We start from the raw sequence: 18059 nt of genomic DNA, 5'->3' as shown, positions 1-18059 counted from the left end.
TGTACTTATTTTCTATTTAGGAAGTATTGTAAATCTTATTATGAACAAAATTGCTAAAATATAAACAATTGGATGAATTTCTTTTCTTCTTCCTGTTGCTAATTTCACTATTGGATAAAATATTAATCCTGCAGCTATGCCATTTGCAATACTTGAAGTAAATGGCATTATAGATATAGTAAAGAATGCTGGTAATGCTTCTGTAAAATCTGAAAAATCAATATTAGTTACTGCTCCCATCATAAGAACTCCTACTATAATAAGAGCTGGTGCTGTAGCTTCTGCTGGAACTATTCCAACTAATCCACTAAAGAACATAGCTAGTAAAAACATAATTCCTGTAACTACCGAAGTAAGTCCTGTTCTTCCTCCTTGAGATACTCCTGCTGTAGACTCTACATAAGTAGTAACGGTACTTGTACCTAAAAGAGCACCTACACTTGTAGCAACTGCGTCTGCCATAAGAGCTTTATTTAAATTACGAGGTCTTCCATTTTCATCTACCATATTAGCTTTTTGAGCCGTTCCAACTAATGTTCCTATGGTATCAAACATGTCAACCAAACTAAAAGATATAATTACCATAAATATATTTAGAATGGAACTAAATATCCCTGTACCACTTGCATTTAAAAGTCCAGGTAAATCTAATTTTAAGAATGTTGGAGCAAGTGATGGTGGCATACTTACTAGTGCTGATAATGGAATCACATTAGTTATTCCCATAGGTATTCCTATAATTGTAGTGGCTAATATTCCTATTAATATCGCCGCCTTTACTCCTCTTGCCATTAAAATAGCTGTTATTGTCACTCCTATTAAAGTTAATATAACATTTGGTTTTGTAAAATCTCCAAAGCTTACTAATGTAGCTGAATTTGCAACTATAATCCCACCACTTTTAAATCCCAAAAGTGCTATGAATAATCCAATTCCTGCTGATATAGCAAATTTTAAGTTCCTAGGAATTGAATCTACTATCTTTTCTCTAATAGATGTTAAAGTAATTATTATAAATAAAATACCAGATATAAGTATTGCTGCTAACCCTTGTTGCCAAGTATATCCCAATGTTAAACACACACTAAATGCAAAGAAAGCATTCAACCCCATACCTGGTGCTTGAGCAAAAGGTAGGTTTGCATAGAATCCCATTATAAAGGTTCCCAATGCCGCAGATATACATGTAGCTGCAAATACAGATGCTACCATGCCATCATTTAAAGCATTAATACCTGCTTTAACAGCATCTTCCCCTAAAAGCCCTTGCATGTTCATACCTGCTTGCATTAATATTGAAGGATTAACAAAAATTACATATGCCATTGTTATAAAGGTAGTTATTCCTGCTATAACCTCTGTTCTAACTGTTGTATTGTTTTTTGATAGATTAAAAAATGATTCTAAAAAACTATTTCCATTTCCTTTTGGTTCTTTATTCCCTTGGAAATTATCTTCTTTTAATTGTTCCATGAGTTTATCATCCCTTCTATTTTATAAATACGAACATTAGTAGTATTATTACGTATTAATATTAGCATTTCTAAAGATATAAGTCAACATTTTTTTATTATTCTATCATATCATTCGTAATTTTCTTTTTAAAATAACTCTTTTACAGTTTTTTATATTGATTTGTTCGTTATTTATGAATTTAATATTAATAAAACAACCTATTTCAGAGAATATACTACTCTGAAATAGGTTGTAATAAATTTTTCTTATTAAATTATCTTGCAATAGCCCTTCTTGGCTCTTCTTCAACTTCTTTTTCATCCATATTATTAAAATATTTCTTAGTTTCGCTAACTACAATACCACTTAATCCTATAAGTCCTATTAAATTAGGTATTGCCATAAGACCATTTACAATATCTGCTATAACCCATATTAAATCTAATTTAAGTATGGACATTCCTCCTATAGCCACTATTGCTATAAAAGTATATCTATAGGGTTTAATACCCTTTATTCCAAATAAATATTCAGTACATCTTTCACCATAATAATTCCATCCTAGTATAGTAGTAAATGCAAAGAAAGCTAAACCTACACTTATTATAAACTTACCTAATATCGGTAATGGCATGCCTTCCACAAAAGCCGCATTAGTCATAGCGGCTCCCGCTAAATCTGATTCCCACATTCCAGTTAAAACTAATGTGATTCCTGTCATTGTGCATATTACAATAGTGTCTATAAAAGTACCGGTCATAGATATTAGCCCTTGACGTACACAAGATTTAGTCTTGGCGGCTGCTGATGCAATTGGTGCACTTCCTAATCCAGATTCATTAGAAAAAACTCCTCTAGCTACACCATTTTGTATAGCTTGTCTAACTGTAATTCCTAAAGCTCCTCCTATAGCAGCTGTTGGATTAAAAGCACTTTTTATTATTAAACTTACTGCTATTGGAACTAATTTTATATTAGTTATTATTATTGTTATTGAAGCTAAAACATATAATGTGGCCATAAATGGTACTATTTTCTCTGCAACTTTTGCAATACTATTAATTCCACCAAGAGTTACACTTGCTACTAATATAGTTATAATAATACCTGTTAATATTACTGGTACTCCAAAGGAATCTTTTAAAGACTCAGATATAGCATTAATTTGAGCAAAAGTTCCTATTCCAAAGAAAGCAACTCCTATTCCAAATACAGCGAACATTTTCGCAAGCCATTTTTTACCTAAACCTCTTTCTATATAATACATAGGTCCACCTGACATTTGACCATTTTTATCAGTAACTCTGTATTTTACCGCAAGTAATCCTTCTGCATATTTTGTTGCCATACCAAAGAAAGCTGCTACCCACATCCAAAATATAGCACCAGGTCCCCCTGCTTTAATTGCTGTTGCTACCCCTACTATATTTCCTGTTCCTATAGTTGCAGCAAGAGCTGTACAAAGAGCTTGGAAACTTGTTACATCTCCTTCTCCATTACTATCATCATCTTTTTTAAATAAATACTTAAATGCTAATGGGAGTTTACCAATTTGCAAGAATCCTAATCTTATACTTAGGTATATTCCTGTACCAACGAGAAGAATTAATAGCGGTGGTCCCCACACCAATGAATCGATTTTGTTAAAAATTTGTAATGCCTTTTCCATTTTCCATCCTCCTATTAAATATTTGTTTTTTAATGGGGACAGAGTTGTAATAGAAATGTCAACTAAAAAAATAAAGAGGTCCTCAAAAAGTAGACCTCTGGATTTAAACTTCACTTCTACGCTCTGTCCTTTTACCTGAGAGTTTCATTGGTTTTACCCAACTTGCTCCTTCGGTGCTCTTTTATAAAAAAGAGTCTCTCCAGAGTTTCGTCCAATAACAGTCCTCGCCATAAACAATGGTACCTGAAAGATTTTTGCATCTTCGGTGGGTCAAAAGACCTCTCTCCTATTACCTTCATCCGAACCTTTATTTAATTTATGTTTCACATTATAGCACTTTAATTTTAAAATTGCAACACCATTTTTATAATTAACAAAGAATAATGAATAATAAACAATTTAGGAGGATTTTCTTCCGATTTGCTACAGAAAATCTTTAATTTTAAACTAAATAAGCGATGTTAAGCTTTAGCTTAACGAGCCTTCCAAATAAAATTAAAAATTTTTCGTAATATAGTGAAGAAAAGTTATCCTTAATTATTCATTGTTCATTATTAGTTGTTCATTGACTAAAGGTTATTCATTGTATAGGTCTTTATTCCTTTAATTAAAGGTAATGCTATGACAATTCCTACTATAAACTGTGCTATATTACCTGGCACACCTTTTAACGCTATAAATAAGCTTTCAGTTATGGTCGCTGTTTGTACATAGATAAATCTTGTAATTATAACACTAGTTAAATAATAAGCTACAACCATCCATGTGCCTGCTATTAAAAATGCAAATATATTATTTTTAATATTATTTCCCTCATAATTATGTCTGTATGCTATTGAGACAGTTATATATGCCATTATGCCTTTTATTATTAATGTAAAGGGTGCCCATATCATATATCCTGAGAAAACATCTGCTAATGCCATACCAAATGCTGCTGCAATCACTCCACTTTTTTTGCCTAGTATTATAGCTGCTAAAAACACCATACTATCTCCTGGATGAACATAACCACCTGTTAATGTAGGTATTCTTATGCTCATTGTAGCTGCACAAGTAGCCGCTATCATAAGTGCTACATATACCATTTGCAATGTCTTTAGTTTTGTACTAGTCCTTCTTTCCATAACATTTCCCCCTTTATTTAACCTATATTTCCAATTATAAAGGGATTTAAAAATATATTCAAATGTATCAATACACTTTTGTTATTTTATATATAAGAATAGACTGCTAATATTTATTTTAGCAGTCTATTCTTATATATTCTAAGCGGTTTTTGAATTAGAGATTTTCATTTTTTCTTTTTTTGCTTTGGATAAAAATATTGCAAATACTACTATTGCTGATATTATACCTATTGGATATCCTATTGATGTTGATAATTTAAAACCCTCTGGAGCAACCATTATATAAGTTACACTTACAGCAGTCATAAATGTTGCTGGTAAAGATGCGATCCAATGGATTTTTTTAATTGTTACAAGATATACAGCAGATGCCCAAAGTAATACTGTAGCCAATGCTTGGTTTGACCATGCAAAGTATCTCCAAATTATATTAAAATCTATTCTTGTTAATACAAATCCTATTATAAATAAAGGAATACTTATAGATAGTCTATTTTTAATATCTTCTTGTTTATATTTTAATGAATCTGCTATAGTTAATCTAGCACTTCTAAAAGCTGTATCCCCTGAAGTTATAGGACATGCAACTACTCCTAATATTGCAAGAATTCCTCCTACTTTACCTAATAGCGAATTACACACTTCGTTTACTACCCAAGCTGCATTATTTCCATTAGATGCCATAATTTCGTTAAACTTTCCCACACCATTAGTTCCACCTGGACCTGCAAAGAAGCTCATAGCTGCTGCTGCCCATATTAATGCAACTATTCCTTCTGCAATCATCGATCCATAAAATACTCTTCTTCCTTGCCTTTCATTTGTTATACATCTGGCCATTAGTGGTGATTGGGTAGAGTGGAATCCTGAAATAGCACCACAGGCAATAGTTACAAATAATACCGGGAATATTGGCATTGTACTAGCTTTACTATGCATATTATATAAATTTGCAGGAGTCGCTTCTGGAATTGGATAACCTTTTATAATAAGCATTGCCGCTACACCAACAGCCATTAAAAGTAAACATATCCCGAAAATAGGGTAAATCTTTCCTATTATTTTATCAACAGGTAATAAAGTAGCTAATATATAGTAAAAGAAAATAATATATAACCAAAAGTTTCTACCAAACTTTTCTGGTGTTAATCCTGCTAGAAGGTCTGCAGGTCCCATAACAAATACTACTCCAACTAATATTAAAAGTACTACTGAAAATACTCTCATAAAATTTCTAAAGCCTTGTCCCAAATACTTACCCACGATTTCTGGTACACTTGCACCATTATGTCTTACTGAAAGCATACCTGAGAAGTAGTCATGAACTCCTCCTGCAAATATAGAACCAAATACAATCCACAAAAATGCAGCTGGTCCAAACATAGCTCCTAATATAGCTCCAAATATAGGTCCCAAACCTGCTATATTTAAAAACTGTATTAAAAATATCTTCCATTCTGGCATAGGAACATAATCCACACCATCTTCAAGTCTTACTGCTGGTGTCTCTCGATTTTCATCGATTCCGAAAATCTTTTCAACAACAGTACCATAAATAAAATAACCAACTATTAATGCGATAATAGATAAAATAAATGTTACCATTAATCATTATCCCCCTTTGATTAAAATTAATATGAAAACCTTTTAATAAAGTTTTCATATTAATTTTAATAATTATACCTCTAAAATAATATATATTATCCTTGAAATAACAAAACTTAAGGTTCAAATGCATTTTATATAGGTTCAATAACACTTAATTTTGTATTCTTTATTGTATAATAGTTATGTAACTTTCTTGAAAGGATGATATTAATGATATATATACAACTTTTAGGTAGTATGTCTACAATAGCTTTATCCGCCTATATTTTCAATCAGTACTACATATCTAAAAAACTTTTTTGCTTAGATAAAGAATTTAATAAACTTGCTTTAATAGTTTTTTTCAGTCTTCTATCCATATTGGGTACCTACACTGGAGTTAATATAGATTCTATGGCCCCAGCTAGTTTTAATAAATCTACATTAATTAATTTAAATCCCCATGCCATAGCTAATACTCGCCCCATAGGAGCTATAACTGCTGGATATTTAGGTGGCCCTCTGGTTGGTATATGTGTAGGACTTATTGCAGGTTTACAAAGGTATTATGTAGGGGGCTTTACAGCATTAGCCTGTGCAGTAGCCACAATAATGGGAGGAATTTGTGGTGGTTTAGCCAGAAAACACTCTAAATCTAAAACCCTTAATCCAAAACTTGCTTTTATAACCACAATAATTGCAGAAATATTGGAAATGATTATAATACTTATTTTATCCAAACCCTTTAATCATGCCCTACAATTAGAAAAAATTTTTGCTCTACCTATGATAATTATAAATTCTGTAGGAGTTTTCGTTTTTGTATATATTACAAAAGATGCCTTAGAGCAATATAACAGAATAGGTGCCACAGAGGCACAAAAAGCTTTAAATATAGCTGAAAAAACTCTAAATTACTTTAAAAAGGGTTTTCACAAAGATAATTCTGAAAAAATAGCAAAAATCATTTGGCAAAATACTTCCTTTGAAAGTGTTTTTATTGCAGATACTAAAAAAATGATCTCATATTATGGAGAAGATATAAATTCTAATCTTTTAAATGAATCCTTAAAAAATTACTATAAATCTGCTGACTATAAAATAATTAAATATAGAGACTCTTCATCTGAAACAGTTGAAAATATATTTTTTTGTATTCCAATATATGATGAAAATAATTTAGAATTAGTAATTGGCTTAAATATAGTATCCGAAAGTTTTGTAGATAAATATTTTACATTGTTTGTTAAGCAATTAAGCACATTGCTCTCTAATCAATTAAAGCTTTACAAATTAAATAAAATAGCCAATGAAGTTTATGTAGCTGAATTTAAAGCATTAAAAGCTCAAATACACCCTCATTTTTTATTTAATGCACTAAACACTATTTCCTCTTTTTGCAGAACAAACCCTAATAAAGCAAGAGAACTTATACTAAATTTATCTAGCTACTTTAGACAGACTTTGAAAAGAGAAGAAGATTTTATTACAATTAAAGAAGAGTATGATTTTTTAAATTCTTATCTTTCTATAGAAAACGCACGTTTTGGAGAAAGATTAAAAGTGAATATAAATTTCCCTAAAAATTTATTAAACTATAAAATTCCTGTTTTTTTATTACAACCTCTAGTAGAGAACTCTATAAATCATGGAATTTTACCTAAACCCTCTGGTGGAACAGTTATTATAGAGGCTTACTCCTCTAATGAAAATTTAAATTTTATTGTAAAAGATAATGGAGTTGGTATGAAAGAAACTGATCTTAAAAAGATACATTCTTTTTCTACTGGTATAGGACTAAACAATGTAAATGAAAGGCTAAAACTTCTCTTCGGAGAAGACTATAAAATAAATATAAAAAGCAACCCTAATAAAGGTACTTCTATATCTTTTTCAATACCTAAGGAGATGAATTTATGAACAAAATAAATTGTGTAATAATAGAAGATGAAATTCCTTCTGCAGATGAATTAAATTATATGCTTAAAAACTATAACTTTATTAATATAGTAGGCATAGCACATGATGGAATAAAAGGACTAGAACTTATAAAAAACTTAAATCCTCATGGAGTATTTTTAGATATAAGTATGCCTTCTAAAAATGGCATGGAATTAGCTAAAGAAATAAAAACTTGGAATGAAAATATAGAAATAATATTTATTACTGCCTATGATAAATATGCCTTAAAAGCCTTTGAGATACATGCACTAGATTATATTTTAAAACCCTTTGAAGAAGAGAGAATAAATATGGCAGTAAATAGACTATTAGAAATAGTAGAGCAAAAAAAGTCTGATGAAGATATTCCAAAAATTTTAGATAAGTTATTAGACAAATTACATTCAGAGGAAAATTTAATAGAAAAGATTCCATGTGAGCACTATGGAAAAATAATATTAGTTCCTCTCTCCCAAATTTATTTTTGCTATACAGAAAAAGATAAAGTATATGTTAAAACCTATAACAAAGAATATATAAGTAATTATACTTTAAACAAATTACAGAAAAAAACTAAGTTTTTCCGAGCCCACAGAAGCTATTTAGTAAATTTAAATAACATAAAAGAACTATTCTCTTGGTTTAATGGCACTTACAAATTAGTAATGAAGGATGATAAAAATACAGAAATTCCAATTAGCAGAGGAAATGTTAAACACTTAAAGGACATATTAGATTTTTAAATATATCGGATTTAGATTTTATATAGAATTGCTCTAGGAAATTGTGGAATTATCAAGCTTGAAGATTCCTAATTTTACTTGTTAATAGAATAACTTTTATCTTCAACTTTTTAAGACTCTCTATTATATAAAGTGCACCCCTATATAAAGCGCACCCCTTTAAATGACACTCACTTTCAGCACATATACTTATTTCAATCATAAAAACACCCCTAAGTAAACTTTATCATACAGTTAAATTTTTATCAATCTTATTGTCAAATTATTTTTAATTTCTTAAATTCTTCATAAACCCCTTGTCATATAGGTGTCAATATATAATAATTAAGTTATAATGTATTATTTATTAATTTTTGGTAAAGGAGAGGTTCTACAATGAAAAAACTTAATAAAGCCCTTTCTTCTACTGCTTTAGCAACTATAATTGCTACTACAAATTTAACTATGGTTCAAGCTAAAGTAGATAACAGATTGGGAGGAAAAAACCGCTATGAAACTGCTAGGTTTATAGCTGAAAAATATTCAAAAGGTTCCGTGGATAAAGTAATTTTAGCTAGTGGTAAAGGTCCTTTTGATGCTTTGGTGTCAAGTTTATTATCCAAAAAATTAAATGCACCTATACTTTTAGTAGGAGGTAGTGCTGACCAATACAAAGATGCTTTCAATTATATGGACAAGCATTTGAGTAAATCTGGTACTGTTTATTTTCTTGGCGGAGAGGCATCTGTAAACAAAGATGTTGAAGCTCATGTAAAAAAATCAGGTTTTAAATTTAAAAGATTAAGTGGCAAGGACAGATTTGAAACAAATAATAGTGTTTTAAATGAAATAAATGTTTCAAAGGGCACTCCTGTTTTCTTAGTTAATGGATATGGCTTTGCAGATTCTTTAAGTGTTTCTAGTATATCTGCTATAAAAGACTATCCTGTTATAATGACAACTAAGGATACTATACCAAGTAATCTAAAAGCTCAATTAACTAAATTACAACCATCAAAAGTATACATCATAGGATCAGAGAATATAGTTTCTCAAAAAGTACAAGAGGAATTATATAAAATAAACAAAAATTTAAAAATGGATGATGTTGTTAGAATATATGGCAAGGATAGATTTGAAACAAATATTCTTATAAATAAAGCCTTTAATGTAAAATCTAACAATGCATTTGTAGCATCTGGTATGGATTTTGCTGACGCTCTATCTGGAAGTGCCCTTGCAGGTAAGTATAACGCTCCTATAGTACTTACTAATAATAAGAACTTCCAAAATGAAAAGGACTATTTAGCATCTACAGACTATAAAAACTTTTTCATACTTGGACTAGAAGGATCTGTAAATAAATCTATAGAAAGTACATTAAATTCAGTTAAAGAACCTTCAAAAGCTGCTGGTGAATTTATGGATAAATTATCAAAGGCTGAAGAAATAAAAAGTTGTGCAACTCAGTCTGACGTTACTATAAAATTTACTTCTAAAAATCTTCCTAGTGATATTCAAACAGGCTTTAATGCTTTCACTAAAGAAATAGGAGATACTATAACTTTAAAAACCACTGGTAAATTAGAAGCTGATTCAAAAGATAAAGCTAAACAAGAATTTACAGCTACTCTAAAATTAGGTGGAACAATGAAGGATAAAGATTTATCTTTCCCTATGTGGGCTGAAGTCGATACTTCAAATAAAGTGAAACCAGATATGAAAGTAACCTATGGTATACCAAAGGATTTACTTAAAAATGTAGAAGATGCATCCTTTGATCAACTAAAAAATAAAGATTATATAACTTTAGATCTATCCAATATGTCTCTGCCTGGTGAAGATGGTAAAACAGGATTTAAAATGGATTCAAGTAAATTAGTATCTTTCTTAAAAGATAATGAAAAGCTTATGGAAAAGATATCTCTTAGATTTGCTGCTGAATTTAATCCTAATTTGGATGTAGTTAAAAATGAAGGTGCTGTTACTTTAAAAGATGGAAGAAAAGCAACTTGTTACTCAATAGCTTTAAATAATGAAAGTTTAAGTACTCTTTTAAGATATGGTGGAAATAACGTATTAAATTTACTTCAAGATAAAGAAGTGGTAACTTTCCTTAAATCCTATATGAATATATATATGGAATCTATGAACTTTGAAGGATTAAATAAAGATGAAATGTTGGAAATAAAAAAAGAAATGGAAGCTAGTATAGATAATTTATTAAATAATGGACCTAAGAGTTCTTTAACTATGCACCAAATAATAGATGGGTTTAAATCTTTAAATCTGTTAGGTAATGATGGTATAAAAATGAAGTTCTACCTAGATAACAGAAATATTCCTATATCTTCTGAAGGAAGTATAGATATAAATGTTAACTTCAAAAACTTTATACCTACTGCTAAGGGAGAAGTTGGAATGAAAATAGACTTTAAAAATTCTATATCCAATATAAATGATGATAGTATAAAAGTATCTTTACCAAATACAAATAAAGACAATTCATTAGACTATTTTCAATTTCTTAATAACCTTTTAATGCCATTAGAAGAAACTAAATAAACTATAACTTAACAAATAAATCCTGTGAGAAATTATCATGGGATTTATTTATTTTATAAAATAGTCTATAATATATAATATATTGTAAGCCTATTTATAAATCATTAAGGGGGATTTTTTAATGAGTAGAAATTTTAGTGTATTCGATATAGTTGGTCCTATAATGATAGGTCCGTCTAGTTCTCACACCGCTGGTGCAGCAAGACTTGCAAAGCTAGCCGCATCTATTGCTGGTGAAAAAATAAAAAAAGTAGAATTTCAGTTGCATGGTTCCTTTGCCAAAACATACAAAGGTCATGGAACTGACAAAGCATTAGTTGCTGGAATACTTGGAATGGATCCTTGGGATGATTGCCTAAAAAACTCTTTTGAAATCGCTAAGGAAAAAGGACTTGATATATCATTTTCTGAAATAGAATTAGAAAATGTTCATCCCAATACTGTTAAATTTGTTATTACAAAAGAAGATGATTCTACCTGTAGTGTAATTGGTTCTTCTATAGGTGGCGGAAATATAATTATTTTTGATATAGATGGCCAAGAAGTTGAATTTAAAGGAGATTATCCTACTCTAATGACAAAGCATAAAGATACTCCTGGAGTAATTTCTAAAATTAGTACAATTATGTATAAGGATAATTTAAATATAGGTACCATGAAATTATATAGAAATAGCAAAGGTTCTATGGCTACCATGGCTTTGGAAACAGATAATGTAATTCCTCAAGCTACTATTGAAAAACTAAAAAAAATTCCAGAAATACATAGTATAAAAATAATAAACCCAATGGGGGAAGGAGAGCTTTAATTGTTTGTTAATACTGGTTTAGAGTTAATAGATATATGTAAGGAAAAAAATCTAAAAATATGGGAATATGGATTAAATGTAGAACTTGAAGAAACTGGGGAAACCAAAGATTTCTTAATAGATAAAATGAACAAAACACTTCAAGTAATGAAACAATCTGCCAACTTAGGTCTAGAAAAAGAAGTTAAATCCGTAAGTGGTCTCATTGGTGGAGATGCCTATAAATTAAATAAATATTCAGAAGATAAAAACACATTAACAGGTTCTCTCATAGTTAAAGCTATGGCTAGAGCATTGTCTTCTTCTGAAGTAAATGCTGCCATGGGTAAAATTGTGGCTTGTCCCACTGCTGGTTCTTGTGGTATATTACCTGCTGCATTAATCTCTGCTGGTGAAGCATTAAATAAATCAGATGAAGATTTAGTTAATGCATTATTTACCGCTTCAGTTGTAGGAGTTATAATAGCTAAGAATGCTACCTTAGCAGGTGCTGAAGGAGGATGTCAAGCTGAATGTGGCTCTGCTGCTGCTATGGCCGCAGCTTCCATTGTAGAACTTATGGGCGGAACTGTTGATCAATCTTTAGATGCAGCTGCTATAGTTATAAAGAACATATTAGGATTAGTCTGTGACCCTGTAGCAGGTCTTGTAGAAATACCTTGTGCTAAAAGAAATGCCGCTGGTGTTGTAAGTGCTCTTACCTCTGCTGATATGGTTATGGCTGGTGTTAAAAGTGCTATACCTTTTGATGATACAGTTTTAGCTATGTATAAAGTGGGTAGACAATTACCTATGGAACTTAGAGAAACTGCTTTAGGCGGTCTTGCAACAACACCTGCTGGACTTAAATTAAAAAATAAAGTGTTTAAATAAATGAAAGCATATATTGTGTAAAAATAATTACACAATATATGCTTTTTACCTATTAGTTACTCACTATCCTGTCTCTTCCCATTTCTTTTGCATTATACATATTTTTATCTGCTCTGTCTATTAATTCAACATAATCTATATTCTCTCCTTCATATATATAAATTCCAATGCTTATACTCATTCTTATACAAGAATTTTTATAACATAAAGTCCACTCTCTAGTTTTACTTATAATTTCTTTTGATATTTTTAATACCTTTTTTCTATCTACATCTCTTAATGCTATTAAAAATTCATCTCCACCATATCTACTCATCCATCCATCATATTCTTTTATTAACTCCCTACATTGTTTAGAAAATTGTTTTAGAACAAAATCTCCTGCAATATGACCATAGGTGTCATTTATTTCTTTAAAATAGTCAATATCAATTAACATTATAGATAATGGTATATTATTTAACTTTGCATTAAATAAATCAACTGGTAATCTTTCTTTTATAAAAAGCTTATTATATACTTCTGTTAAAGGATCTTTTATTATACGGTTATTTTTTTCTTTTATGTAATCATATATCTCACATTCAGTCGCATTTTCTACGTCCTCAATAATTCCTGTTCCCATTATATCTTTAACAAGTTCTATAACAAATTTTTTATTTCCATGTTTAATCATAGAAGAAGTTATCATATATATTTTATTATCTTTACTATATTCTATTTTTACAAAAGTCTTGCTCTCATTTATAGTTCTCATAGATATGCAGTTATCACAGCTCTCTCCTTTTTTCCAAAATGAGTAACATTTAGATTCTAACTTCTTATCTTCTTTCTTATAACAATAAACTATTTTTTTAGCTATAGGATCAATTATTCTTACCATATCGTATATATTTGAAAACACACTTACATTATCTAGTATAGCTTTTACTTCTTTCTCCATAATTAACCACTCCATATATAAACTATACTTTAGATTATACACCATCTATAAAATTATATGCTACAAAAATATTTCAGTATATATAAAAATAGAAATTCCCTTGACAATGCTTCATTAAAATATTATTATAAGTGTATCAAGTGTACTAATAATAATAACACACACAATACACTTTTAGAAAAGAGGTGAAATATTGATTAACATAGATAGTAGAAGTAGTAAATCCATATATCAACAGATTGTAGATCAAATTAAAGAAAATATATTAAAAGGTATATTAAAACCCGGAGATAAACTTCCTTCAGTAAGAGAAATGTCTTCTTTACTTACAGTAAATCCAAACACTGTAAGCAAAGCATACCAAGAACTAGAACGGCAAAAAACTATAGAAACTATAAGGGGGAGGGGTACTTATGTATCCCGTAATTATAAACCTAAAATGGATGATGATAAATTAAAATTTATAAAGGAAGAACTAAAAAAACTCATTATAGAAGCTCTTTATATGGGCGTTGATAAAGAAAAATTTATTAATATTTTAGATGAATTATATAAGGATTTTGAAAGGATGTGATTAAATGCTTGAAATTAGCAATGTTAATAAGAAATTGGGGAATAAACTTATATTAAATAATGTAAACTTAAATGTAAGTAAAGGAAGTATATTTGGACTTATAGGCGAAAATGGTGCTGGTAAAACTACTTTAATTAAATGTATAACTGGTATTTATAAAGTTGATAGCGGAAATATAAAAATATTTAACGAAGAAGTATTTGAAAATACAAAAATCAAAGAAAAAATAGGATATGTAGCTGATGAAAATCAATATATTCCAAGTTTTAAAGTATCTGAAATGATCAAGTTTTTTAAACTAACCTATAAGAAATTTTCTATGAATAGATTTAATGAATTAAATAAAACATTTAAAATTCCTATAGATAAAAGAATAAAAGAACTTTCAAAGGGTATGAAAATGCGATTATCCTTAATGCTTAATTTAAGTATTATGCCAGAAATTTTAGTTTTAGATGAACCTACTTCTGGTCTGGATCCTGTTATAAAGAAAAAAGTTATAAATATACTTTTAGACGATGTTGCTAAAAACAACACTACAATATTTATATCTTCTCATCACTTAGGAGATTTGGAGCGTATATGTGACAATGTAGCATTTATAAATAAAGGAACTATTTCCTATGTAAACAACATAGATGATATGAAACATAATATAAAGAAACTTCAAGTTGTATTTAAAGATAATGTGCCTAAAGATATACAATCATGGGATGAAGTATTAACCATTGAATCCATAGGAAGAGTTAACTATGTGATTACAAAGAAGTTTTCTAAAGAATTGGAAGAAAAACTTAAATCTATGAGTGCCCTATTTATAGAAGAGCTAGATTTAAGTCTTGAGGATATGTTTATTTATTCTGTAGAGGAGGATGAACACAATGAAAAAATTCTTGCATAATCCGCTATTTTATAAAGACTTTAAAAGTGCTAGGTGGATTTCTCTTATTTTGTTACTATACCTAATTAAATTTAAGTTACTAATTTTTAGTCCAATTTTAAACACTATTAAGTCTAACATAACTAATTTTACTGATATTTCGCCAGGGAATATGACCCCTTTTAAGGCTGAAATGGCATATTGGTTTAAAAATAATTTATTATACTCAGATCAAGATATGATTGTAATAACTATTTTTGTTGTAATATTATTGATTGTACTTTTTAAAAACGAAAGAAATAACTCTACTTATTCTTTTACTGCATCTATGCCTTTTAAAAGAGAAGAAATAGTAAAAATAAAATGGATTGCAGGAATGTTCTCCATATCCATACCTTTTTTTATAACTTTTATATTAATAAGTATATTTTACTTTAAAAATACAAATTGGATTAACGATCCATATATTATAGTTTTTCAATGGTTTATTATAAATATACTAACCTTCACAGCTATATTTTCTTTTATATTTTTTATACAGACTATTATGGGACAGAATATAACTGCTAGTATAATAGGTGCTCTTGTACTAGGAATTCCTGGTGCATGTATTGTTATGAGCATTGACTTTATATTATCACATTATAAAAATCCTATTTACCCTAAAGACATTCCCTATATACTTGAAAAAGTTATGATTTATTTTATGAGTTTTCCAGATTATTCTATACAAAAGTTAGGTGAATATACAACTCGGGTTTCATATTACAAAAATTTTCAAATTAAAATTATAATTTTAATTTTAACTTGTATTGTAACTTATGCTCTTTCCATATACTTTTTTAAGCGAAATTCTCTTGAAAAAACTGGATTCTTAATTATGTTTAAACCCTTTGAATATATTCTTAAATTTATTGTAGCTATATTTTTAGGTCTTTTAATGGCCCTTATATTTGGTCAAAGCTATGCTGAAGATACTTTAGTAGTTATGTATGTATCTTTAACACTTGGATTTTTAGCTTCATATTTTATTACTGACAAATGTATTAAATATTATTCTAAGTAATTTAATAAGGAGGCAATATGGATTATATATTAGAATGTAATGATTTAGTTAAAAAGTATGGAAATAAAATTGTCTTAAATAATTTAAATCTTAAAATCCCAAAAGGAAAAATTATTGGGTTGCTTGGACCAAACGGTGTAGGTAAAACTACCTTAATAAAGGTTATAGCTTCACTATTAAATTATAATAGTGGTCAAATTACCATTGATGGAAAATCTCCCGGTGTTGATACTAAAAAAATAGTAGCCTACTTACCAGATAGGGAATTTCTTTATCAATGGATGTCTATAGCTGAAGCTATTAATTTTTTTAAAAAATCTTTTGAAGATTTTGATGATGTAAAAGCATATTCAATGATAAATACTTTAAACTTAGATTCTAAACAGAAAATAAAATCTTTGTCCAAAGGTATGCAAGAAAAGTTAAATATAAGTTTAACCTTTTCAAGAAAATCCAAACTTTTTATATTAGATGAACCACTAGCTGCTGTAGATGTAGTAACAAGAGATAAAATAATAGAAATTATTCTCAAAAATTTTGATAAGAATAGTTCAATACTTATAAGTACACATTTGATAAATGATATAGAATATTTATTTAATGAGGTTGTTTTTATAAATGATGGTAAAACCATATTACATGGAGATGTGTTGAATTTAAAAAATAAATATAAAAAATCTATTCAAGATTTATTTAAGGAGATAATATAAATGTATTTAAATTTATTTAAAATAGAAATTAGAAAACATTATATTTTTCTTGGAATTTGTATAATTATTAACTTAATTACAAGTTTTTTTGTATTAGTTGATTACGATAAATATATTCATATGTGCTTTCAGATATCTACTATTATATGGACTTTAGTTCCTATATATATTTTTATTGATCTATACAAAGAATTCTATATAGGAAATAATATTTTAAATAATATGATACCAACTAAAACATCTAATATATTTTTATTAAAGTTATTAGTATTTTCTATTTCAATAATATTAATATGGTCATGTTCATTAATATACGAACTATTTACTCCTCAAGGAATTTATCATAATAGAATTTTAATATCCAGTAAACCAATAGTTTGTACTATTTATTTCATAATACCTAGAATAGTATCTGCTATTAGTGGAATTATTATATTAGGATTAGCTATAGCATTATCTAAGCTTATAAGTAATAAAGTATTAAGTAAAATTATTATGATTGCTATACTAATAATAGTTCATATGGGGCTGTACCAAATAATGAAGCTAAATATAATTGACCAAGGAAGAGTATTTTTTTCTATAGGTACAACTTCGCAATTGGCTTTTAAACAATATGCAGGGCTTTTATCACTTTTAGTATCAGCAACTGAAAATGTACCTGATATTGCAGCAACTATTTATTGGAATAATGTTACTGCTAACATACTGATAGCATTCATCGGATTTCTAATTATGGATTTTATATTTAAATCTAAAAAGTATGAAGTATTGGGAAAATAATATAAAGAGCCAGACATGAATTAAAATGTAAAATGTACCCTATAGAATAGACACTCTAAAAAAAGTCTATCCCGTAGGGTACTTTTGTGTATAATTAAATAAAGAATAATTGATATTAGGAGAACTGTAATGAGTAAAAAAATATTTACTGAAAATGAAATAGCGATACTATCTGAAAATAAATTTGTAAAAAAGGTTAGTTGTAAAGGAATTACATATACTGATGAATTTAAAAGATTATTTATTATGGAAAATAAAAATGGAAAATTTCCACGAAAAATATTCGAAGAATGTGGATTTAATATAGATATTTTAGGTTTAAAGCGTGTTCAATCATGTGGAAAAAGATGGCG

General features: G+C 28.7%; 16 protein-coding genes and 1 riboswitch. Of the genes, 11 read left to right on the top strand and 5 right to left on the bottom strand.

Annotation, left to right across the window (positions count from 1 at the left end):
* Nucleotides 1-12 precede the first annotated feature (12 nt).
* The 4 genes from B5D21_RS00085 to B5D21_RS00070 form a co-directional block, all read right to left on the bottom strand.
* On the bottom strand, nucleotides 13-1473 hold the full coding sequence (locus B5D21_RS00085; RefSeq protein ID WP_035109175.1) for an NCS2 family permease: 1461 nt from the start codon (nucleotides 1471-1473) through the stop codon (nucleotides 13-15).
* A 256-nt stretch (nucleotides 1474-1729) separates the two neighbouring features.
* The gene (locus B5D21_RS00080) at nucleotides 1730-3124 is read right to left on the bottom strand and encodes an alanine/glycine:cation symporter family protein (protein WP_035109173.1); all 1395 of its coding nucleotides are present in this window, start codon (nucleotides 3122-3124) and stop codon (nucleotides 1730-1732) included.
* A 113-nt stretch (nucleotides 3125-3237) separates the two neighbouring features.
* Nucleotides 3238-3337: riboswitch (glycine riboswitch) on the bottom strand.
* Nucleotides 3338-3693: 356 nt separating this feature from the next.
* The gene (locus B5D21_RS00075) at nucleotides 3694-4251 is read right to left on the bottom strand and encodes an ECF transporter S component (RefSeq protein ID WP_011100142.1); all 558 of its coding nucleotides are present in this window, start codon (nucleotides 4249-4251) and stop codon (nucleotides 3694-3696) included.
* 141 nt (nucleotides 4252-4392) lie between these two features.
* Nucleotides 4393-5859, bottom strand: coding sequence for a carbon starvation CstA family protein (locus B5D21_RS00070; RefSeq protein WP_011100143.1), 1467 nt, complete (start codon nucleotides 5857-5859; stop codon nucleotides 4393-4395).
* Nucleotides 5860-6072: 213 nt separating this feature from the next.
* Here B5D21_RS00070 and B5D21_RS00065 point away from each other — a divergent pair, with 213 nt between their 5' ends.
* The 5 genes from B5D21_RS00065 (at nucleotide 6073) to sdaAA (ending at nucleotide 12750) form a co-directional block, all read left to right on the top strand.
* Entirely contained in the window at nucleotides 6073-7761 is a 1689-nt protein-coding gene (locus B5D21_RS00065; RefSeq protein WP_035125011.1) for a LytS/YhcK type 5TM receptor domain-containing protein, read from the top strand.
* On the top strand, nucleotides 7758-8525 hold the full coding sequence (locus B5D21_RS00060; RefSeq protein ID WP_011100145.1) for a LytR/AlgR family response regulator transcription factor: 768 nt from the start codon (nucleotides 7758-7760) through the stop codon (nucleotides 8523-8525). The genes B5D21_RS00065 and B5D21_RS00060 overlap by 4 nt, the downstream gene beginning before the upstream one ends.
* 375 nt (nucleotides 8526-8900) lie before the next feature.
* Entirely contained in the window at nucleotides 8901-11069 is a 2169-nt protein-coding gene (locus tag B5D21_RS00055) for a cell wall-binding repeat-containing protein (protein ID WP_011100146.1), read from the top strand.
* Between the two features lie 121 nt (nucleotides 11070-11190).
* Nucleotides 11191-11877: an L-serine ammonia-lyase, iron-sulfur-dependent subunit beta gene (gene sdaAB, locus B5D21_RS00050; protein ID WP_011100147.1), complete on the top strand. Its 687-nt coding sequence runs from the start codon at nucleotides 11191-11193 to the stop codon at nucleotides 11875-11877.
* Nucleotides 11878-12750, top strand: a complete 873-nt coding sequence (gene sdaAA, locus B5D21_RS00045) for an L-serine ammonia-lyase, iron-sulfur-dependent, subunit alpha (protein ID WP_011100148.1) — start codon at nucleotides 11878-11880, stop codon at nucleotides 12748-12750.
* A 52-nt stretch (nucleotides 12751-12802) separates the two neighbouring features.
* On the opposite strand, the gene B5D21_RS00040 is transcribed toward sdaAA, so the two are convergent.
* Nucleotides 12803-13693, bottom strand: coding sequence for a GGDEF domain-containing protein (locus B5D21_RS00040; protein WP_035125009.1), 891 nt, complete (start codon nucleotides 13691-13693; stop codon nucleotides 12803-12805).
* 193 nt (nucleotides 13694-13886) lie between these two features.
* On the opposite strand from B5D21_RS00040, the gene B5D21_RS00035 reads away from it, so the two are divergent.
* From B5D21_RS00035 to B5D21_RS00010, 6 genes are all read left to right on the top strand, one after another.
* On the top strand, nucleotides 13887-14267 hold the full coding sequence (locus tag B5D21_RS00035) for a GntR family transcriptional regulator (protein WP_011100150.1): 381 nt from the start codon (nucleotides 13887-13889) through the stop codon (nucleotides 14265-14267).
* A 4-nt stretch (nucleotides 14268-14271) separates the two neighbouring features.
* Nucleotides 14272-15168, top strand: coding sequence for an ABC transporter ATP-binding protein (locus tag B5D21_RS00030; protein WP_011100151.1), 897 nt, complete (start codon nucleotides 14272-14274; stop codon nucleotides 15166-15168).
* A complete protein-coding gene (locus B5D21_RS00025) occupies nucleotides 15149-16213 on the top strand; it encodes an ABC-2 transporter permease (RefSeq protein ID WP_035125006.1) in 1065 nt (354 codons plus the stop codon). The genes B5D21_RS00030 and B5D21_RS00025 overlap by 20 nt, the downstream gene beginning before the upstream one ends.
* A gap of 17 nt (nucleotides 16214-16230) precedes the next feature.
* Nucleotides 16231-16923 (top strand): ABC transporter ATP-binding protein, encoded by a 693-nt coding sequence (locus B5D21_RS00020; RefSeq protein WP_011100153.1) that lies wholly within the window; start codon nucleotides 16231-16233, stop codon nucleotides 16921-16923.
* Nucleotides 16924-17706: a hypothetical protein gene (locus tag B5D21_RS00015; protein WP_011100154.1), complete on the top strand. Its 783-nt coding sequence runs from the start codon at nucleotides 16924-16926 to the stop codon at nucleotides 17704-17706.
* 129 nt (nucleotides 17707-17835) lie between these two features.
* Nucleotides 17836-18059 (top strand): HTH domain-containing protein (locus B5D21_RS00010; protein WP_341405284.1); only part of this gene is annotated, 224 nt, incomplete at its 3' end.

Origin of the sequence: Clostridium tetani (assembly GCF_900167265.1) — a bacterium.
Taxonomy (GTDB): Bacteria; Bacillota; Clostridia; order Clostridiales; family Clostridiaceae; genus Clostridium_G; species Clostridium_G tetani.
This window is presented reverse-complemented; position numbering and strand designations above follow the sequence as displayed.